22 protein-coding genes are annotated in these 18,169 nt (G+C 51.2%); 6 read left to right on the forward strand and 16 right to left on the reverse strand.

What is annotated here, in order from left to right:
• Window positions 1-50: 50 nt before the first annotated feature.
• The 6 genes from FD19_RS06930 to FD19_RS06955 all read right to left on the reverse strand — a co-directional run bounded on the left by FD19_RS06930 (window position 51) and on the right by FD19_RS06955 (window position 3,810).
• Window positions 51-554: an antirestriction protein ArdA gene (locus tag FD19_RS06930; protein ID WP_054750814.1), complete on the reverse strand. Its 504-nt coding sequence runs from the start codon at window positions 552-554 to the stop codon at window positions 51-53.
• Between the two features lies 1 nt (window position 555).
• Complete coding sequence (locus tag FD19_RS06935; RefSeq protein WP_003606383.1) at window positions 556-777, reverse strand: hypothetical protein; 222 nt, start codon at window positions 775-777, stop codon at window positions 556-558.
• A gap of 99 nt (window positions 778-876) precedes the next feature.
• Window positions 877-1,611 (reverse strand): DNA-methyltransferase, encoded by a 735-nt coding sequence (locus FD19_RS06940; protein WP_056969476.1) that lies wholly within the window; start codon window positions 1,609-1,611, stop codon window positions 877-879.
• A gap of 130 nt (window positions 1,612-1,741) precedes the next feature.
• Complete coding sequence (locus FD19_RS06945; protein ID WP_056969478.1) at window positions 1,742-2,068, reverse strand: hypothetical protein; 327 nt, start codon at window positions 2,066-2,068, stop codon at window positions 1,742-1,744.
• A complete protein-coding gene (locus FD19_RS06950) occupies window positions 2,058-3,248 on the reverse strand; it encodes an XRE family transcriptional regulator (protein ID WP_056969480.1) in 1,191 nt (396 codons plus the stop codon). Before FD19_RS06950 ends, FD19_RS06945 begins: the two co-directional genes overlap by 11 nt.
• Before the next feature lie 301 nt (window positions 3,249-3,549).
• Window positions 3,550-3,810, reverse strand: coding sequence for a hypothetical protein (locus FD19_RS06955; RefSeq protein WP_054750812.1), 261 nt, complete (start codon window positions 3,808-3,810; stop codon window positions 3,550-3,552).
• 82 nt (window positions 3,811-3,892) lie between these two features.
• On the opposite strand from FD19_RS06955, the gene FD19_RS06960 reads away from it, so the two are divergent.
• Complete coding sequence (locus tag FD19_RS06960; protein ID WP_082383902.1) at window positions 3,893-4,480, forward strand: type IV toxin-antitoxin system AbiEi family antitoxin domain-containing protein; 588 nt, start codon at window positions 3,893-3,895, stop codon at window positions 4,478-4,480.
• On the forward strand, window positions 4,477-5,334 hold the full coding sequence (locus FD19_RS06965) for a nucleotidyl transferase AbiEii/AbiGii toxin family protein (protein ID WP_056969482.1): 858 nt from the start codon (window positions 4,477-4,479) through the stop codon (window positions 5,332-5,334). The genes FD19_RS06960 and FD19_RS06965 overlap by 4 nt, the downstream gene beginning before the upstream one ends.
• A gap of 2 nt (window positions 5,335-5,336) precedes the next feature.
• On the opposite strand, the gene FD19_RS06970 is transcribed toward FD19_RS06965, so the two are convergent.
• From FD19_RS06970 to FD19_RS07015, 10 genes are all read right to left on the reverse strand, one after another.
• Complete coding sequence (locus FD19_RS06970) at window positions 5,337-5,612, reverse strand: hypothetical protein (RefSeq protein WP_054750810.1); 276 nt, start codon at window positions 5,610-5,612, stop codon at window positions 5,337-5,339.
• Window positions 5,602-6,999 carry an FtsK/SpoIIIE domain-containing protein gene (locus FD19_RS06975; protein ID WP_054750809.1) on the reverse strand — a complete coding sequence of 466 codons (1,398 nt, stop codon included), beginning with the start codon at window positions 6,997-6,999 and terminating at the stop codon, window positions 5,602-5,604. Before FD19_RS06975 ends, FD19_RS06970 begins: the two co-directional genes overlap by 11 nt.
• Window positions 6,992-7,534: a hypothetical protein gene (locus FD19_RS06980; RefSeq protein ID WP_054750808.1), complete on the reverse strand. Its 543-nt coding sequence runs from the start codon at window positions 7,532-7,534 to the stop codon at window positions 6,992-6,994. The genes FD19_RS06975 and FD19_RS06980 overlap by 8 nt, the downstream gene beginning before the upstream one ends.
• A 12-nt stretch (window positions 7,535-7,546) precedes the next feature.
• Window positions 7,547-7,876 carry a hypothetical protein gene (locus FD19_RS06985; RefSeq protein WP_054750807.1) on the reverse strand — a complete coding sequence of 110 codons (330 nt, stop codon included), beginning with the start codon at window positions 7,874-7,876 and terminating at the stop codon, window positions 7,547-7,549.
• Entirely contained in the window at window positions 7,877-8,128 is a 252-nt protein-coding gene (locus tag FD19_RS06990; protein ID WP_054750823.1) for a hypothetical protein, read from the reverse strand.
• A gap of 13 nt (window positions 8,129-8,141) precedes the next feature.
• A complete protein-coding gene (locus FD19_RS06995; RefSeq protein ID WP_054750806.1) occupies window positions 8,142-8,405 on the reverse strand; it encodes a hypothetical protein in 264 nt (87 codons plus the stop codon).
• Between the two features lie 77 nt (window positions 8,406-8,482).
• Complete coding sequence (locus FD19_RS07000) at window positions 8,483-8,854, reverse strand: YdcP family protein (protein ID WP_056969484.1); 372 nt, start codon at window positions 8,852-8,854, stop codon at window positions 8,483-8,485.
• Window positions 8,855-8,872: 18 nt separating this feature from the next.
• Window positions 8,873-9,196, reverse strand: coding sequence for a DUF961 family protein (locus tag FD19_RS07005; RefSeq protein WP_003606404.1), 324 nt, complete (start codon window positions 9,194-9,196; stop codon window positions 8,873-8,875).
• 42 nt (window positions 9,197-9,238) lie between these two features.
• Entirely contained in the window at window positions 9,239-9,481 is a 243-nt protein-coding gene (locus FD19_RS07010) for a hypothetical protein (protein ID WP_019864322.1), read from the reverse strand.
• Window position 9,482: 1 nt separating this feature from the next.
• Window positions 9,483-13,292, reverse strand: coding sequence for a SpaA isopeptide-forming pilin-related protein (locus FD19_RS07015; RefSeq protein WP_191978613.1), 3,810 nt, complete (start codon window positions 13,290-13,292; stop codon window positions 9,483-9,485).
• A 416-nt stretch (window positions 13,293-13,708) separates the two neighbouring features.
• On the opposite strand from FD19_RS07015, the gene FD19_RS07020 reads away from it, so the two are divergent.
• The 4 genes from FD19_RS07020 (at window position 13,709) to FD19_RS07035 (ending at window position 17,957) form a co-directional block, all read left to right on the forward strand.
• Entirely contained in the window at window positions 13,709-14,656 is a 948-nt protein-coding gene (locus FD19_RS07020; protein WP_056969488.1) for a DMT family transporter, read from the forward strand.
• 261 nt (window positions 14,657-14,917) lie between these two features.
• On the forward strand, window positions 14,918-15,382 hold the full coding sequence (locus tag FD19_RS09620) for a MarR family winged helix-turn-helix transcriptional regulator (RefSeq protein WP_056969490.1): 465 nt from the start codon (window positions 14,918-14,920) through the stop codon (window positions 15,380-15,382).
• Between the two features lie 114 nt (window positions 15,383-15,496).
• Window positions 15,497-16,441 carry an ABC transporter ATP-binding protein gene (locus FD19_RS07030; RefSeq protein WP_054750822.1) on the forward strand — a complete coding sequence of 315 codons (945 nt, stop codon included), beginning with the start codon at window positions 15,497-15,499 and terminating at the stop codon, window positions 16,439-16,441.
• On the forward strand, window positions 16,434-17,957 hold the full coding sequence (locus FD19_RS07035; protein WP_054750805.1) for an ABC transporter permease/substrate-binding protein: 1,524 nt from the start codon (window positions 16,434-16,436) through the stop codon (window positions 17,955-17,957). Before FD19_RS07030 ends, FD19_RS07035 begins: the two co-directional genes overlap by 8 nt.
• Window positions 17,958-18,169 lie beyond the last annotated feature (212 nt).

Raw genomic sequence — 18,169 nt, forward strand, 5'->3', positions numbered from 1 at the left:
TCGTAGTGAGATAAAAAGGCTGGCGCCTTTTGCAGCGCCAGCCCCAGTGACTAGTTCAGATATTCGTAGATGCCGTTCTTAGTAGTAATGTACTGACCGTCAGCTTCGAGGTCATCGGCCAGTCGTTGGTAATCGACATACGACTGGATTGCCTCTGGCACTTCGCCGCAGTAATCGCCGTCTTGTACCAGCATGATTGCCAGATCCTGCATAGAATCGACTTGGTAGTGCACAAAATCGTCAATATGCGCGGCTAGCTCGATCACGTCATCAAAGCGTGCGTCTAGCAGTTCCTCTATAACATCACCGAGTTCGGAATTGTTGAGCTGCTCTAAAGCGGCACCCATCGCATTGATATGGTCGATACTGTCATATTCGGAAACTGGGAATGGCGCTTCGTAATCGTGAATCGCGTATTCTTCGTACTGTTCGTTCAGGCCGATTTGTTCGGCCATGTCGTCCCAGTTTATCGGTGGCTCGAACCATGCACCGACAGATTCGCCTTCGTTGTACTTACCAAGATTGGCAATCCAAACGCGAAATTCAGCAGCCATATTAAGCCCCCATGACGCGGTTGAACAAGTTCAGCAGTACGTCTTTGACCCCGGCGGTGTTGAACACCAACCCGACGGCAATGATTGCGATGACGAGAAAACCGATGAGCTTAGAGAACTCTCTCTTGAAGCCGAGGTAGACCCCGATAATGGCAATCGCCATCAACACCAGACTCTGGGCGTTTGAAGTGAACCAGTTAAACAAGTTTTGTCCGAAATTCATAATAATCATCCTTTAATTTTTAGTTTTGTGACCAGGGCTCCTTTCAAAATTGCCGCTGTTTTGGCGCGGTCAGCAGCGACCGGATCACCGGGTAACGAATCAGAAAAGCTCGGTTTGAGTTGTGTGGTGGTGCTTGATGCGATCAAGGGCACGCCGCCAGTATTCCTCGCTGATTTCATAGCCGATGAAATGGCGGTCAGTGTCCATTGCCGCGATTGCGGTGGTGCCAGACCCCATACAGTTATCCAGCACGATTTCGCCGGGCTGGGTGTAAGTCTTGATGAGGTAGGCAAAAAGATCGACGGGCTTTTGTGTCGGGTGCCAGCCGGTGCGATCGGACTTGTAGTTGAGCACGTCAGACGGGTAGTTCGTCCACTCTTGCGTGTAGCTATCAGGGGCGTTCCACGGGTGCAACTGGTTTGAGCTCTCATACTTACGCGAGTTGACGGTTTTGTTATAGGGGAGCAGTCCTTGGGGAAAATAATTCATGCCTTTGGTATCAGGGTAGTTACCAAAGTTGGCCGTGCCCGATTTAGAGAAGACGAGAATCTCCTCGAACCGGGATAGCGGACGGTTCTTAGCGTTGATGAAGTTGGTGACAGTATTTTTGATCCAGACCCACTTGTAGCGATACAAGGCTGGGTTTGATTGTACTAAGTCCGCAGAGAACCGTTCAGTTGCGGTGAGCACGATGGCGCCTTGAGGCTTGATGAGCCGTTCGTATTGACCCCAGAGGTGTTCAAACGGAATCACCTTGTCCCAAGCGTTGGCTGTGGTGCCATACGGCAAGTCGCACAGGATCATGTCGATAGAGGCTGTCGGTAAGTCCGCCATGCCTTTCAGACACTCGCGATTGTAGATGACGTCTATTTCGATTGCATTGATACTCCTTTAGTTGAATTTGTGACCATCACTCCTTTTTGAATTGCGATTGTTTTGGCGCGGTCAATCGCGACCAAGTCGGTTAATCGAAAAAAAGGTCTTCCACCGGTGACGTGAAGACCGGCCAACCCGATTCTTCGGCAGTTTGATAAAGCAGTCGGCGCAGCTCCCCGTAGTTCAAGGCACGCCCATCCCGGCCAATCAGAGCCGCCGGGTGTTCTTGTTGCTGGTGCCGCCAAGCGATGTAGTCTTGTGCCGTGAAGCCAAAACTATTCATGTCGCAGATACGGCGGTACTTCTTATGCTCGACGACACCGACTAGCGCGGCGTTGTAGACGTACACGTTCAGTACACAGTCTTTGAATGCTTTGCCTCGTAGCGGGTGGGAAGCCATCACGTCATTGACCAAACATGTCACCTCCTAGTTCCTCGCTGCCGACCGTCTGTTGCTCAATCAGCTTAAGATGCTTGTCGGTCAGTTCGGCGTCTTTAATCATGAGCTGCAAGTCAGTCGTGCCGAAGTAGTTGTCAATTTCCTTGATGACCTTGAGCGTGGGCATGACTTGTTTTTGGAGCCACGCCTTGGTCTTGTTCAGGTCAAAGGGCTGGGGATCAGTAGTCAAGCGAATCGGTTGCCGTCCCTTGCCAAGGAAGTATGCCCAACGATCGTTGAGCGGCCACTTCAAACGGCTTTTATCTGGGACTTCATCCACGAAGCGCATGTAGCGGGTGATGATGCCAAACGCGACCTTTTCGGCGTCACGGGTAATCAGCATGTTCTCAATCGCCTTGATTGCCCGCTCGTTTTTCAAGCGAATTTCAAATCGGTTGATGATTGGGGTGTCGGCAATCGAGATGCCACGTTTTGCCGCTTGTTCGGCAGCCTTTTCGTAGATGCAGAAATACACGTCGCTTTTCATCGTGCCGACGTAAAGCGTATTGCCGCGACCAGCTTCGTCGAGATCCACGAGTTTGCCTGATTGCAGTCCTTGGAATGACCGCATGACGGAGATACACTCGTTGTTCAGACACTTATCGACCAGTTCGGGGATATTCAGCAGGCCAACCATGTCGTTAATCGCAATATCGACCCGTTTGAAGGTGCCACCAGCTTCATCGACCCGCAGGAAGTAGTCGTACCAGTTCTCACCGTGACTAAGCAGAATACCCTCAAACTCACGGCAGCCTTGACCTTTCATCTCAACCAATGTGCCGAGGTTGGAGCCAACCGGTGCCACCATGACCTGAATGTTAGAGAAGATATACATGGCCGAATAGCCGTAGAAGCCGTGTTCCTCAAATATCAGGTGTTCTGGGGTCAAACCGAGAATCTTTGTGATCACGGCCTTGGCGTCATGGGTCGGGAACCGCACGCGCATGTAGTCAAACATCAGCGTTAGTTCTGGTTCATCGTTCCAGTTCTTGAGTAGCCGGTCGATTTCCATTTGCAGCGATGAGCTAGGGTTAGTCTTGCCGTTCTCCACTTGGACGTAATGCATCCGCGTGACACCTAAGCGTCGAGCGACTTGAGCTTGGGTCAGCTTGAGTTGCTTGCGTTTGGTTTTAGTTTTTTCATGCCATGAGCACATGGCAATGCTCCTTTCAAAAAATGATGGATTGGGGTTGCCATCCATCATTTTGCCTTTTTCTATTGAAACGCCGTCATATCAGCCTTTCTACCCCGTGTTCAGGCACAGACGTTGTATTTAATACCCCCCTGTTAGAGTACTGGGGGTAAGCGGTCGGCTGGCGCCGACCGCTGCCACTCACGCTTGCGGCTTTCGCGCTGCACGCCGCGCGTGGCGGCAGGGTGCAGCCTTGCTGAACAGAATGGGTAGTCATTGACTTGCTCCTTTCAAAGGTTTTGTCTTGACGACGGCGTGTAGCTGATTAGTAATGATGCGCCCAGCTATGATAGGTGAGCTGCATGCCAGTTTGTGTCATGGTGGCTGTGAACCAGAAGTAGACGGGCTTGCCCGAGATGGTGCGATCACCGACTAGTTCGAGCCAGTGATCTCCGTCTTCATAAGGCTCAATGTAATCGCACATTTCCAGCAAGGCGTCTTCGGCGTCCTCGGGCGTTCCAGCTATAATCGTGTCAGCATAGTCTTCCTGAAAGCGGCTTTGATTATTGATTACCGGAATTCTCATAGATTCTCCTTTCGTATTTGCGGATTCACGTTTCAAACGTCATCTTATGCTATAATGACGTTTGAAACGTGAGGTGAGCTTAATGTCAGATTTAATCGAAGCATTTATGAAACAAAATAATGGTCAAGTGACAACCGCAGACGCTAAAAGGCTTGGGGTTAATCCGCATCTGCTCATTGATCTTGCAAACCGTGGCAAGTTGGAACGAGTGGGGCGCGGAGTGTACATTGACCCAGCGATATTTGAGGACGACATGTATATCCTTCAATATCGGTTTAGCAAAGGTATCTATTACAAAGACACTGCACTCTTTTTGCATCACATGATTGATAGGACACCGGATCGCTACCAAATGAATTTTCCGCGCGGCTACTACCCAAGCTCAATCGGTGAATTCCCAGTTCGGATGTATCATCAAAAGTCAGAATGGCACGAGCTAGGAATTGAGGAAGTGCTGTCTCCGGGGCAGCACAAGGTACGGGTCTACAATATTGAGCGAACCCTCTGTGATATTTTACGAGCGCGTGATTCATCAGATTCGGAAACTATTCGTCAAGCAATGATTAGCTATTCGCAGCTAAAGCAAAAAGATATTGGACGGCTGGTACGTTATGCAGATTTGTTTAAAGTTAGAAAAAAAATCAACAACTACATGGAGGTACTACTGTGAAACTAGGTTTTTCAAATGGACAACAGTTCAAGGCCAAAGTGCGTAATCTTGCCAAAGAAAAGCAGATTGATCCCCAAATATTGATGCAAGAGGTGGCGTTAGACGAGATTGTAGATCGTATTTCTCGTTCGCCTTACCGGGATAACTTGATTCTCAAAGGCGGTTTTTTAATTGCGTCAATGCTAGGTGTCGATACCCGGGCAACTCGTGACGTTGATACCTCGGTCAAAGGCTTGCCGGTAACAAAAGAGGAAATCCTCAAAGTGTTTACGAACATCGCTGATATGAACGAGCCAGATAGCGACGTAACAATCAGAATTGCTAAGATTGACGATATTCGTGTCGCCGCAGAATACGCTGGGTTCCGCATTCATATTGAAGCAAAAATCTACAACAGCGTCGTAGATACGAAGATCGATGTTTCAACGGGGGACACGATCACGCCCCGCGAAATTTCATGGCATCATCGTACAATTTTTAATGATCAAGATATTCTGGTTATGGCCTATAATATGGAGACCATTCTTGCCGAGAAACTTGAATCTATGGTTGTGCGGCAAGAACTTAATTCGCGTATGAAAGACTTCTACGACTTGTATCTGTTCGATAAGGTGCAACGGCAGAATATTGATTTCAAAGTCTTAAAGGATGCATTGCACGCGACGGCCGAGCTTCGTGGTTCAGAAGCACTGTTGCCGCGATACGCAGAAATCATTACAACATTGCGAGGGTCTGTGCTATTGAAACAGCGCTGGGAAAAGTACCGAGTGGCCTACGTATACAGTGAAAACGTCACTTATGAAGCCACCTGCGATGCTGCATTAGATCTGGTGAACGAGATCGGATTACCATAGACCTACTCCTCGTCACCTTCATCTGCGACGTTGGTGTAAGTCATGATCAAGCCACCGTCGTCGGCAGTGGTGACGTTGAACCAAAAGCGCTTCGGAAAACGGTCAGCGGTCAGGCCGCCGGGAGCGCCCATCCAGATTCGTGAATCCGGGTATTCGCGGGCGTGCATTGCCATCCATTCGAGTTGGTCTTCCGCGTCTTCATCAGACTGGAAAGGCACGTTTTCGTGAAAGTCGTTGAGGAATTGCGAGCGGTTTTCGATTTTGACATCAGTGCTCATTTGGCACCTCCTGTTCTATTTGGATTGCAGGAACGGTATTGGCTGCGGCGCCGATTTCGGTGAGGAAGTCATAACCGCGCGGTACTAGTGGCGTGTAAAATTCAGAGATCACGCTGCCGCCGGTATCGACATAGCCACGTCCCTTAATTGGTTTCTGGAAAAAGTCCTTGTTGGTTTCGCCGAACATCATGGAATAGCCCAGCTCACTCATGCGCCCAAGCGCAACGCGGAACATGAACTGATCTCTTATCCCGTCGCCTAAATATTTTGCGTCAGGCCGTTGGCAAGCCAACACTAGGAAGAAGCCGGCTTGACGGCCAAGCATGACAATCTGTTTGAGCTTGGACATGACTTGCATGGCATCACGGCCAAGCATATCCATGAAGGCAACATATTCGTCAAAAATTAGGAAGTGGGCGGGTAGTCCAAGATAGGCGTAGTTCTCGCCGGTCTTGTATCCGTCCATTTGCTTCATTTTGTCGTTACGCGCCATCATGTCCTGATAGAAGGTTTCAAGTGCACCCAGCATAGCCTCCTTCTTCGAGTAGACCCCTGGCATCACATCAGCCAGATCGGCTAGGTCAGCGTTTTTCGGGTCAAGAATGGTGAGCTGGGCACCGTCTTTCAGTAGTGCTTCAATCAGCGTCAAAATGAAGTAGGTCTTACCACCACCGGTCCCGCCAGCAATCAGCATGTGGGGCAGCGCATCATAGTGCCAAGCCACCGTTTCCATGAGCTGCATGGAGCCATGTTCACAGGTCACGTCAGCAATGGTGATACGCTTGCCGATTGTGTCGTAAAGCAAGGTGTACTCGACGTAAGAATCGTGCAGGATCTTGTCAACAAGTTCACAGTACAGACCAGCCTCTAACTTCTTTTCCAAGTGCAGGAGCTGGTCTTGATAGGAAGACATGACGATCTCAACGGAAACGTGGATCAGCCCGTCTTTGAGCCGATAGTAGATTTTGGGAAAGTGCGAGATTTTCTCTTTGGTTCGCGTTGAGCCTAAGTCCTTGAAGAAACTCTCGCTGTTGGACTGGTCAGTTTGGTACCATTTGTTCTCCATGATCATGCGGGCGAGCTTTTGGCGGTGTTCCATCTGCTTGTAGGAATCCGCAAACCAAGTCCGATAAGCCCACAGACCAACGCCAAAGAGTAGTGCTGTGCATAAACTGTTAATAATCAGCGGCAGCCATGACCAAGGCAAGGCCACCACGTCCGGCCAACTAAAGAGTTTCCAGTTGATTTGTCTTAATAGCGGCCAATAGGCAATCGCAGCTCCAATTACCCACAAGCAAACCACAACCGTCATCGCCGTGTTGTAGAGCAGGTTGCGTTGACGCGGATAGACCCGTGTACCGCGATAGGTCCAAATGTTCTTAAACATAGACATTTACAAACTGAAAAGCTACACCGTTGATTATCGGCTCAAGTGAAAAGTAAAAGCGGGCGTCATCTCGGTGATGACGGACATCTTCGACAGGCATTGTGAGAACGAATCCATTTTCACGGTATAGCTGACACTCAGCAATTTCATGTAGCAGTTCCCCCAATGGCCCGCCCTTTGTAAGTCTAGTGCAAGCTTTTGGGAGAATAACAGAGTTATAAGCATTCAAGAAGACGTCCACATTTTCAAAGCGAATCCCTTGCAGCGGACGCCTTGGCGTAATCCACGGTTCGTATTTGACGGTTATCCGATGACGATTTTCATGCAGCGAAAATACAAAAAGTTCATCGTTACCGTGAATTGTGAACTCTGCATCGCGAGTTTGTTTGATAAATGGCTGTCCTGTACGTCGTGCACGTTTGGCGCGACAGAAAAGCCCCGTAATGAGATAGTCTGCGGGTGGGGAGTAACGGGTGGACGTTCCGTAGTATTGGTTCAGAAATTCATAAAGACCAATAATCTCTAATTGCTGCATCGTGCTCTCCTTTCATTCGTTATCTGATCCGTCAGGAAATTCAGTTTGGCAACCGGCATAAACGATAGTTAGGTTGTGTGCATTGTCAGCATAGATTTCAAAGTTAAAACAGTGAGGTGGCGTTTGCACACCATACATATCAATATTGAAGCCCACTCCAACGTTGTAAGTGTCAAAATCATGTTCTAATGCTTCCGCGGCACCTTCAATAACTGGCTCAAGCAAACTGCCGAGAGTTTCCTCGTGCTCGGGTAAGGCTAGCAGCCCGAAGTAGTCCTTGTAATACTGCTTCATGTTGACTAAGCGAATGTCGCGTAAAAGCTCGTAATCGGGGTCTTTCATCTATTTCACTCCTAAATATTTGATAGCGGGTTGTCGATCTTCGGTGTCGATGTTGAAGCTGAACTCTTTGGATTCATGATTGCGGGTACATTCGCCGTCTACCCAAATGGAAAACGGTTCGCCGGCAGTTGCCTGTTCGGCAGCCATCAGTACCATATCGATCAAAGCGTCTGGGCTAGGATCGTGAAAGTCAGGGTCAACTAGTGCGGGATAGTCCTCCAAAAAGCCGTCAATGCTTAGTGCTTGTGCCATGTCATCAGTCCTTTCATTCATCGCTGACGCCCAGATACGAGAGCCGCAAGCCATCTTCACATTCGTATGAAGTGAACGAGAACAGCTTATTCATGCCGTCGTTGGTCTGTTCGCTGTCGATATGCAAGTGCTGGTAGGATTCAGGGCTTTCTTCCATGAGCTCCACCATGTCTTGCAGGATCTCGTCTGGGTCAAGGCGGTAGTCGTTGTCGATTTCTTCGTTATAGTCGTCGATGAACACTTCACGACCAACTACGGTCAATGTGGAAGTCATCATCTGTGATCAACTCCTTTCGTTAGTGGTAAGCAACCGCCGCAGTGGGCGGCGCGCGCGAGGAGTGGAGCAATGAGCAGCTATTTCTTGTCATTGGTGTTTGGCTTCTCCTGCGGCTTGACCGGTGCGGTGGCAATCACGAGATCCTTGGCTTTCATGTACCACGAAGTTTCAACTCGGTTGAAGTTCGCGTTTGCCACAGTATCAATCACTGGGTCGACCAAAGTAACAATCTGGTTGTACTTAAAGTCCTTGACCCCAGCCTCTGCCGGAATTGAAACTTGGATCATCATCCCTTGTTTCATGGACTTTAAGTCATAGGTGCGTTCCTTTACGTCGTCGGTGCGGTTGCCGTCTTCGTCTTGTACAAAGCGTTCACGGCGCTGGCCGGAGAATTTCAAGACGCCAAAGGTTTCTTCTAAGTCAATAACGATGCCTTCTGCTAATCGCATGTGAGTTCCTCTTTTCTTTTATTTGACTGGGACAATATCATCGGCATTGCAGATGTAGCGCACAAAGGCTTGTTCACCGATCCGGTAGCCGACGGTCGCAATGCGCGGCTTGATGATGGTGACTGGTGCATCAACTTCAATGCTTTCGGCCTTGTCACCTTTCTTCGCTGGAATGGTGATCTCGATGTTGTCGGTACGCTGCAAGTCGGAGAACAATTCGTAAGTGCGGGAGACAACCTTGCGATTGTCGCGATCACCTTCTGACAGTTCGCGCTTGAGCGAACCGAAGTACAGGTGGCCGAACGTCTTTTCAATATTTGGTGCAACAAATTTAAGTTCCATGTTGTAGCCTTCCTTTCGTATTCAAAAAGCCGGGTAGTGGGGCTACTCGGCTGTGGCTTGGTGATAGTATTCGGTTAGTTGTTGAAGTAGGTAGTCGTAAAACGACTTGGAAATTGGGTGAACCGTGCGACCATCAGCGTATCGTGGAAACTGGATATACCAGCGATACTGACCTTCGATGAGCTTCACGTTTTTCAAGATGAGCACATGATCCAGTACGATGTCGCCATGGAGCAGTACGTCGCCACCGGGATCAGGGTACATATTGATAGAAGAAATGCGCATGTTACTTGCCGTCTTTCTTCTTGGCACCACCGATCACAACCATTGCAGCGAGGACGCCGAGCAGCAGCACTACACCGATGACGATGAGCCAGCCGGACGTCGCGTTACCGGTTTGTGGGAGGCCAGGCTTAGGTGTCTGCTTGTCGGTCATGACGGCCTTCACGATTTCGCCATCCTTAGTGATCTCGAATGGCACGAGGGCTTCACTAATTTCGTAGCCCTTGGGTGCATCGTATTCTTGGAAGCTGTACTTGCCAGCAGGCAGATTGCCAAAGGAGAAGACCCCGTTCTTGTCGGTGCGGCCAGACACAACCGTCTTGCCGTTTTCGTCCAGAATGCGGATGCCGGTGTTGGGTAGCCGCTTGCCGTTAGAAACGTCGGTCTTGGTCAGTTCGCCCGTGCCCTTGATCAAGTCGTTGGTCAGTTCAAAGGCAATCGCGGTTTCCTTGGCGTCAGCCTTGGTCTCCCCAATCTGCTTTTCCTTGCTATCGAAAACCGTCACGCCGTCCTTAGTAGACACGAGCTTGAGGGTTTCCTTCGATAAGACAAGGTTGGTGGCAGAAGGCTTGGTTTCGCGCAAGTAGAACGTGCCTACGGGCAGATGCTTGATGGAACCAGTGGAATCTTTGCCGACGGTGATAGTCTGAATCACCTTTTTGTCAGCGTCGAGCAGTTCAAAAACCGCGCCAGCAGCATTACCGGTCATGGCGTAGGTGTAGCTCTTACCAGAAACTAATGTCGAAACCTCATTGGTCTTCTTGAATGACAGTTCGTTTTCGTGGAGCTTGTTGTCGATCACCTTGCCGTCATTGAGGTCAATGTGCTTGATCTTCTCGTTGTCGGTGGTGTGGAAATGAAAGCCATACATAGTCGTGTTCAAGTCGTGCTTCTCACCAGCAACAAGTTCCTTGACGTAGTAGTAGCCTTCTGGCAACTGAATCGAGCCAAATTCAGCCTTACCGTCTTTGACCGTCGTGGTGGCGACGAGTGATTCAGATGGGATCACAGTATCGCCGATTGTGGTTTCGCCTTGCGTGAACAAGCCGAAGATCTGGCCGTTGGCTGCGACGTTCCTGATAACTGGGAGGTTGTCTTTCCAACCGGCGATGCTTTCTTCTTGCTTGTTGAGCGTGATGTCGAGTTGTTGAAAGTCGTTCTTGGCTTCAAGTGAGGTGGAGGTCACCGTCACTTCTTGCCCGGCATACTTGAGTTCAAAAGCGATCGGATCAGGGTTCATGATGAAACCATTTGGCGCAGACAATTCAGTGGCAGTGTACTTGCCGAGGTACAGCTCTGGGGTCTGGATTTGGCCTTGAGCGTCAGTGGTGCCAGTAGCAACCACGTCACCCTTGTGGGCACGAACGGTGCCGTCAGCAGTCGTAATATCTTCGGCTGCTTTGAACTCGAACTTCGCACCAGCGAGGGCGGTGTAATCGTACTTAAACTTGTACTGATCGCCGTATTCAGTTTCAACCTTTTCGACGGCGACTGGGGTAGCCCCGGTCTTGGTCAAGGTGGCGACACCCTTTTGGGAGAGGTCAGCGAACTTGATGACCACGATGCCGTCCTTATGGCTACCGTCGATGGTGAACTTGGCTGGTTCCTTAGCCAGTACATAGCTTTCTGGGGCTTGGACTTCTTCGAGCTGGTACTTGCCGTAGCCAAGCGCTTCGGCGGTGATCAGCTCGCCGGAGTTATCGGTTACAAACTTATCAGTCGTACCGGTCTTATCAGCAGTTGGCTGAACTTCGTACTTGTTGGTTTGCAGGTTCTTAACACGGAAGATTGCGCCAGCGCGCAGCACGGTCTTACCAGTTTCGGTATCGACCTTGACCACCCGCAGTTTTTCTTCGATTACCTTGTTTTCGATGCTGTAATGCTGGGACTTTTGGGTGCCGTCAACCGTGACAGTGAACGGCTTGATCCCGTTGTAGCCTGTTGGTGTCTTGGTTTCAGTAACGGTGTAGATGTCGTAAGGCAAATCCGTGAACTTCACGTAGCCTTGGGCATCGGTGAGGCCGGTACGAACAACCTTACCGGTAGTCTTGCTGGTGACGGTGAACTGGGTGTCCTTGAGCATGACCGGCTTAGTGCCTTTGCCTTGGGTTGACCAGTCGTAGTTACCGTACTTGAGCAAGTCGAGATCACCAGTGATGACTTGTTCCTTGACCGTCGTAGTAGCAGTTGCAGTGGTGACGTTCTGACCAGCGTAAGCCAACTTGAAGGCGTGCTTTTGCGGATCAAGCACGTAGCCAGTCGGCGCCTTGACCTCTTGCCAGTAGTAATCGTCCAGCTCCAAGCCAGAAACGGATGCTGTGTTGTTGGCGATCGTCACCGACTTCACGAGCTTGTCATCAGCTGCACGGTGGAGTTCGTAGACAGCACCGTTAAGGCTGGCAGCACCTTGTGGCTGCTTACCGGTAACAGCGTTAACTTTTTCGATGGTGGCGGTGCCGCGTTGTTCTTGATCAGTCGTATCGACGTGAGCAGTAGTGACCGCGACAGTTTGACCAGCATACTTCAATTCAAACGGCAGCTTGGTCGTGTTCAGAACATAGCCAGCAGGGGCTTTTTCTTCCAGTGCGTAGTAGCTACCGAGCTTGAGGTTCTGCAAGGTGCCTTTGCCATTGCCGTCAGTGGTGATCGCGCCAACCCGTGTGCCGGTGCTGGTGTAAATGCCGTAGACGGCACCATTAAGCGAGTAGTAGGCATTGAACATGTCGCTACCGAACTCACGCCCAATCTTGGCGAGGGTCACATTACCGAGTTGCTCCTTGTTGCCAAGAACGACTTCAACGGTCTTTCCGGGTTCGATGGTGACTTCTTTGAGTTCACCTTTATTGACGTAGCCGTTCGGAGCAGTGACTTCGCTGATCTTGATCTTGGTGCCAGCTTTGATTCCGTTCAAGGCAGCGTAGCCGTCAGTGCCAGTCGTGATTTCCTTGGCGGTGCCATTGTATTCAAACTTGAGCTTAGCACCCGGTAGCGCCTTGTTGGTGTCGGCGTCAACCTTCTTGGCTTTCACGTTACCGTTGAGATTAACTTTAATAGGTAGAGAGAACTCGCCGTTGTTGGACAGCTTGAAGTTGACGAGCTTTTGTTGTGAGCCTTTCGTGTAGACGAAAGAGGTACCAACGTCAGCAGCTTTGGCAATCGCGTAAGCCACCTTGCCGGATTCCTTCGACTGGGCAGTGGCCGTCAGCGTGAGCTTGTTGCCAGACTTCGTAATCTTGAGGTTTGCGGTGTTCGCCGTTTGCTGGGCGAAAGCTGCAAGCCGTCCGTTAGTATCAGTCAAGGTGATTGAATCGCCAACTGCTAGCGTGACCTGCTTACCGTTGAAGGACGGCTTACGATCATGCGCGGCGACCTTATCGAGAATCGCTTTCTTTTCAGACTGATAGGTCTTGTTTGGTGTGGTGAGCAGCGAATCGCCGAGCGTTTCCCAAATAATCATCTGGGTTACGGCGTAGTTGCGGTTGGTTGGGTTCTGGTAGTAACCATAGTAAGCAATCTTGGCTAGTTGATCCTTCTTAGCGTCGGAGTAAGTGCTGGGGTTGTATCCGGAACCGCTCATATCGAGGTTGACCCCGTGCTCCACGCAGAAGGCGACCTTACCATCCACTTTCTTCTTCCACATGCCTTCATCTGTCCAATGTAGGCCATTGAACAAATGCAAATGCCAAGTATTGCGCCAGTCAGCGACCTTGGTGTTGGTCATACTGGCGGCGAGGGCGATTGAGGCGGGGACAAAGAGTTGGATGAATAGCATAATTAATGCGGCGAAAATCGAAGTTCGCCGGGCTGCTTTCATCAATGTAATTTCCTCCATATTTAGTGATTTGTTCTTGACTAAAACGAATTTTGAGGACAAAAAAAGCAGGTCTGGGTACAACCTGCTTTACGTTCATTTGTGCGTTTGCTTTGCGTTAATCGTAGCTTTACGAAATGCCCATTTTGTACCAAATTAGGGCGTCACGCTCAAAACTCGGTGAAATTCCATAAAAGTGAGTGAATAGAAACGTTGATATAAAGGGACTTTGAAACTCGGTGAAACCGTATAAAATCGAGGAACGTAAAGCCAGGTCTGAAGAAGGCCCGTAAGGCTAGTCAGTTTTCCAAGCGTTAATTTACGGATCAACAATTGGCAAACGCAAAGCACTCCCACCTGGGGGTGCTTTTTGTGTGGTAAGCTAAAATATTAGTGAGACAAACAAATAGGAGGTAACCATGATTCCCATTATTATTGGGCTGGCTATCGGCGTCGGTGTGCCACTGCAGACTAGCATTAACTCGCGGTTGCGCGAAGCCGTGGGCTCACCATTTTTATCGTCATTCTTGTCCTTCCTCATGGGCACGCTCTTTTTGGCTGTGATCACGTTGGCTAGCGGCGCGACGTTAGGTATTCACCCCAGTTTTATCGCCAACGAGCCCTGGTGGTTGTGGCTTGGCGGCCTGTTTGGGGTGGTCTATCTAACCTCGAACATTCTGCTGTTTCCCAAGATTGGTAGTGTACAGACCGTGATTTTTCCCGTTTTGGGGCAGATCATCATGGGGTTAATGATTGATAACTTTGGTTGGTTCCACGCAAACGTGCAGGCGCTGACCTTGACGCGCGGCCTGGGGGCGTTGTTGGTTGTTGGCGGTGTGTTGATAACCGTAGCGTTACCTGGCTTCGTGGCGCGGCGCACGAATAGCTTTGGCGGTGCCACCCATGGTCAGCAGAATGAAAAGGTGCTGTGGCTTTGGCGGCTGTGGGGCGTGTTTGCGGGGATGCTGAGTGCCAGCCAAACCGCCATCAACGGTCATCTCGGCGTGCTATTGGGCTCCGCAATTAAATCGGCGTTCGTCAACTTTAGCATGGGGACACTCATTCTCGCCGTGATTGTCCTAGTGCTGCACCCCCACCTGACATACGCTGCGACTAAGCCAGTCCATCGTTGGTGGATGTGGCTCGGCGGTTTCATCGGGGCACTGTACGTGCTGGGCAATGCCTACCTGGCGCCAACGATTGGGACCGGCCTCGCCGTCGTCATCGTGCTGGTCGGGTTGATGACCGGGAGCTTACTGGTTGACGAGTTTGGTTGGCTTGGTTCGCGGCGTAATCTGGTCGGCTGGGTGCAAGTGGCCGGGTTGGTCGTCATGATTGCCGGGGTAGCGTTGATTCGGCTGGTGTAATTAAGAAGCTTGGTCAATGGTGACATTGAGAAAGCAACGTTGTCGGGCAACGTAAGTGTTGAGTTACTCCGCAACGTTGGGCTGTGCGCACAGCTGGCAGAGAAGCAAGCAATGAAAAATTTATACGTTGTTTTAAACGACATGGCGCCACTATTATTGTGGGTCCTGTCGTTTTTAATAATGGCGCGTTTGACAATGCTAGGCGATTACTGTACCATTAAGTCCGACATCAGACAGTCTTACATTATACGAGGAGCACATATGGATCAGCAAGTAGTTTTGCAGTATTTACAGGAGTATCGGCATCTACGCGACACACAGTTCGCACTCTTTGACCGGCATGCGCGTAGCTTTGGGTTGACTACCAAAGAGGAATTTGTGTTATACATGCTGTGGGAATCACCGGTTGGTCAACGGCAGGCCGATATCTGCGCCCGGTTGTCCGCAACCAAGCAGACCATCAGTTCGATCACCAAGAAGCTGTGGCAGCAGGGTTACGCCGAAATGGCGGAGGATTCCCATGACCGGCGCCGAAAATTGGTGCGGTTAACAGCCAAAGGGCGGGCCTACGCGCAGCAAGTCATTGCTCCCGCGGCGCAGGCGGAAATTGACGCCATGGCGGCGTTGTCACCCGCCGAGATGGCGGAGTTGACTCGCTTGACGCGGTTATTTTCCAAGCAGATGACGCGAACATTTGATGCGTTGCAATCGGCAAAAAAGATATAATAACACTATGTATTGCAATGAGCGCTTCCGCAGCAAGCGGTAGCGCTAGGCAACAACTGGACGGTGAACGTAGTTAAGATACGGCACGGCACCAGTGTGAAGGAGGACGAATCGTTGATAGAATTCAAAGCAATCACCAAGCGGTACCCCGACTCGGTGGCCCTCGATAACGTGGATCTACGGGTCGAATCACGGGAGCTGTTCGTGTTGGTGGGCCCATCGGGTAGCGGTAAAACCACGCTGCTGAAGATGGTTAACCGCCTAGTTGTACCCACAACCGGCCAGGTGCTGATTGACGGGGAGGACGTGGCTACTAGCAACGTGCAGACCCTCCGGCAGCACATCGGCTACGTCCTCCAGTCGAGCGCCCTGTTCCCGAACATGACCGTGATGCAAAACGCGGCTGTGCAGTTGGAAGCATTGGGGTGGGCGAAGGATAAGATCCGCGACCGCATTAACTACTTACTCCAGGTGGTGGACTTGGATCCAGCCACCTACACCGGCCGGAAGCCGGACGAACTATCTGGTGGTGAAGCGCAGCGGGTCGGCATCGTGCGCGCCCTGGCTGGTAACCCCAAGCTAATGTTAATGGACGAGCCGTTCTCGGCCCTGGACCCCGTGTCCAAAGAGCAGTTGCAGGACCTGATTTTGCGTCTGCACCGCGAAGTTGAGACGACGATCATCTTTGTGACCCACGATATGCGCGAGGCGGTGCGGTTAGCCGACCGTTTGGCCGTGATTCATAACGGGGTCTTACAGCAGGTGGGGGAGCCCGCCACTATTTTGCGGCAGCCAGCCAATGCCTTCGTCAAGGATTTCTTCCGTGGCATCGTTAGCACGCACCAGACGTTGGCCGAGGTGGTTGCCGCCGGCTTTGGCCAGCCTGTTACCAACGATGACGCGACCGTTTTGCCGTTGACGACCAGTATTTTTACCTGGGCGGGGATGATCCAGGATGCGCCGGCAACCGCCATTGTTGCGGGTGACCGGCGGCTAACGGGGGCGGACCTGCTCAAGTACCTAGCTAGCCTACGAACGGAGGACCGTACCATTGATTAAAGAAATTATTCACTACGCTCAAACCAACGCGCACGAAATTCTGGTCGCGCTGGGCCAGCACATTGAAGTCTCACTGATTGCCACGATTATCACGATTATCATCGCAATTCCGTTGGCAATCGTCCTAATGAACCACCGTAAAGCCGGTGAGTTTGTCCTCCAAATTGCCAGCGTCGTCCAGACAATTCCCAGCTTGGCGATTTTGGGGTTACTGATTCCCTTTGTGGGGATCGGCACGGTGCCGGCTATCATCGCGCTGGTTCTGTACGCCATCATGCCCGTGTTCCAAAACACGTACGCGGGGCTGACTAACATTGACCCGTTGCTGATTGAGGCGGCCGACGCGATGGGCGTCTCCCGGCGGTACAAGCTGATGCGCGTGCAGATTCCCCTCGCCATGCCGATGATCTTATCGGGGATTCGCATCGGGGTCGTCATGATCATCGGGACCGCGACCCTGGCGGCCCTGATTGGTGGCGGCGGTTTGGGGACCTACATCCTGCTGGGGATTCAAAGTAATAACAACTCCGCGCTCTTCGTGGGGGCCATCCTTTCTGCGGTGTTGGCGATTGTGGCCAGTGCGCTGATTAAGCTCCTGTCCCACGTCTCCTTTAAGCGTCTGGCCATTGGTGTGGTCGTGCTAGCTGTCGGTATTGGTGGTGCGTACGGAGTGCACAAAGTAGTCACCCCCAAGACCACTACGATCACCATTGCCGGTAAGATGGGTGGGGAACCGGAGATTTTGATCAACATGTACAAGCAGTTGATCGAGCAGGATAATCCGCACGTGCACGTTGTCCTCAAGCGCAACTTTGGGGGCACGAGCTTCCTGTTCAAAGCCTTGCGGTCGCAGCAAATCGACATTTACCCCGAATTTACGGGGACGGTCATGCAGTCGCTGGTCAAAACCAACAAGGCGGTCAGCCACGATCCGCAAACGGCGTACCATGACGCTAAGACTGCCCTGGCTCAGCAGTACCACCTGACCTACCTGCGCCCGATGGCTTACCAGAACGGTTACGGGTTGACCGTGACCCAGGCGACGGCGCGGCAGTACCACCTGAAGACCATCGCTGATCTAGCCAAGTACCCGCAGTTGCGTGCCGGCTTTGACCCGGACTTTTACCAGCAACAGGACGGTTATCCTGGTTTGAAGCAGGCGTATGGCCTGCACTTCACCAACGTCAAAACGATGGAGCCGTCGCTGCGATATGAAGCTTTGGCCAACGGCAACCTGGACGTGACTGATGCTTACACCACCGACCCGCAGATTCGGAAGTACCACCTGGTCGTGTTGCGTGACAGCAAGTCGTTCTTCCCACCGTATCAGGGTGCGCCGGTAATGCGGAGCAGCTTTGCCAAGGCGCACCCAGGCATTGTGAAGAGCCTGAATCGGATTGCCGGCAAGATCTCGACCAAGGAAATGCAGGAGATGAACTACCAGGTGACCGTCAAGCACCGCAAAGCTGCAGTTGTGGCGAAGCAGTACCTGCAGGCCCACCACCTGTTGCAGTAAAATTACTATTGATGATGAGCATGTTGCTCGCGACTACGGTCGTGCGCAACATGTTTTTTGTCATTCATGCTGCTAGGACGGCGCGGAAGTGTACGTCGAACGCAAATTTGTGCCTTGGCGCGAAGCTATGGGGATGGTAGCAAGGTGATACTGGCAACAATGGTTAGCGCTTACACAGGCTACGTGGTAAAATTACAGCGACGATAGGGTTG

The organism is Lacticaseibacillus thailandensis DSM 22698 = JCM 13996, from assembly GCF_001436135.1.
In the GTDB taxonomy this organism is placed as follows: Bacteria; Bacillota; Bacilli; order Lactobacillales; family Lactobacillaceae; genus Lacticaseibacillus; species Lacticaseibacillus thailandensis.

What these genes read in the sequence shown, in the direction of transcription:
- FD19_RS06990 (WP_054750823.1), bottom strand. Translation starts at nt 8,128, where the DNA reads ATGGCACAAGCACTAAGCATTGACGGCTTTTTGGAGGACTATCCCGCA.
- FD19_RS07015 (WP_191978613.1), bottom strand. Translation starts at nt 13,292, where the DNA reads ATGAAAGCAGCCCGGCGAACTTCGATTTTCGCCGCATTAATTATGCTA.
- FD19_RS06950 (WP_056969480.1), bottom strand. Translation starts at nt 3,248, where the DNA reads ATGTGCTCATGGCATGAAAAAACTAAAACCAAACGCAAGCAACTCAAG.
- FD19_RS06980 (WP_054750808.1), bottom strand. Translation starts at nt 7,534, where the DNA reads ATGCAGCAATTAGAGATTATTGGTCTTTATGAATTTCTGAACCAATAC.
- FD19_RS06985 (WP_054750807.1), bottom strand. Translation starts at nt 7,876, where the DNA reads ATGAAAGACCCCGATTACGAGCTTTTACGCGACATTCGCTTAGTCAAC.
- FD19_RS07010 (WP_019864322.1), bottom strand. Translation starts at nt 9,481, where the DNA reads ATGCGCATTTCTTCTATCAATATGTACCCTGATCCCGGTGGCGACGTA.
- FD19_RS06930 (WP_054750814.1), bottom strand. Translation starts at nt 554, where the DNA reads ATGGCTGCTGAATTTCGCGTTTGGATTGCCAATCTTGGTAAGTACAAC.
- FD19_RS09620 (WP_056969490.1), top strand. Translation starts at nt 14,918, where the DNA reads ATGGATCAGCAAGTAGTTTTGCAGTATTTACAGGAGTATCGGCATCTA.
- FD19_RS07020 (WP_056969488.1), top strand. Translation starts at nt 13,709, where the DNA reads ATGATTCCCATTATTATTGGGCTGGCTATCGGCGTCGGTGTGCCACTG.
- FD19_RS06935 (WP_003606383.1), bottom strand. Translation starts at nt 777, where the DNA reads ATGAATTTCGGACAAAACTTGTTTAACTGGTTCACTTCAAACGCCCAG.
- FD19_RS06995 (WP_054750806.1), bottom strand. Translation starts at nt 8,405, where the DNA reads ATGATGACTTCCACATTGACCGTAGTTGGTCGTGAAGTGTTCATCGAC.
- FD19_RS06975 (WP_054750809.1), bottom strand. Translation starts at nt 6,999, where the DNA reads ATGTTTAAGAACATTTGGACCTATCGCGGTACACGGGTCTATCCGCGT.
- FD19_RS07005 (WP_003606404.1), bottom strand. Translation starts at nt 9,196, where the DNA reads ATGGAACTTAAATTTGTTGCACCAAATATTGAAAAGACGTTCGGCCAC.
- FD19_RS06955 (WP_054750812.1), bottom strand. Translation starts at nt 3,810, where the DNA reads ATGAGAATTCCGGTAATCAATAATCAAAGCCGCTTTCAGGAAGACTAT.
- FD19_RS06960 (WP_082383902.1), top strand. Translation starts at nt 3,893, where the DNA reads ATGTCAGATTTAATCGAAGCATTTATGAAACAAAATAATGGTCAAGTG.
- FD19_RS06940 (WP_056969476.1), bottom strand. Translation starts at nt 1,611, where the DNA reads ATGGCGGACTTACCGACAGCCTCTATCGACATGATCCTGTGCGACTTG.
- FD19_RS06970 (WP_054750810.1), bottom strand. Translation starts at nt 5,612, where the DNA reads ATGAGCACTGATGTCAAAATCGAAAACCGCTCGCAATTCCTCAACGAC.
- FD19_RS07000 (WP_056969484.1), bottom strand. Translation starts at nt 8,854, where the DNA reads ATGCGATTAGCAGAAGGCATCGTTATTGACTTAGAAGAAACCTTTGGC.